This is a genomic window from Paenibacillus forsythiae T98 (assembly GCF_000520735.1).
Lineage (GTDB): Bacteria > Bacillota > Bacilli > Paenibacillales > Paenibacillaceae > Paenibacillus_AQ > Paenibacillus_AQ forsythiae.
In genome coordinates, this window is record NZ_ASSC01000560.1 from 1 (window position 1) to 315 (window position 315).

The window sequence follows — 315 nt, forward strand, 5'->3', positions numbered from 1 at the left end:
AGGGACGGCAGGATGCTGACATTCCAGTTGGACAAATCGCCCTCAAGAGAGGCTGGGGCAGCCCCCTCCTTACCGGCGATTTTCCGCAAAATCGCCGCGCCGGGGTGCCGGATCAGCGCCGGCCCTATCCAGTCCAGATAACTGCGTCCCCGGGCAAGCAGATGATCGGGAAGCAGCAGTTCTTCTCCGCCGCCCGACGACATCCAGCTCGCCGCTTTCCCCTCCAGATCGCGGACGGTGCCGACAAGAATCATCTTGTCGCGCGGGCGTGTCAGCCCGACATACAGCACCCGCATCTCCTCCGCCAGCAGCTCC

The 315-nt window shown here is 64.1% G+C and carries 1 protein-coding gene; it reads right to left on the reverse strand.

Annotated elements, in window-relative coordinates; all coding sequences use genetic code 11:
* The coding region (locus L692_RS29245; protein WP_415752768.1) for a hypothetical protein at positions 1–290 on the reverse strand (290 nt) is incomplete at its 3' end.
* Between the last annotated feature and the right edge of the window lie 25 nt (positions 291–315).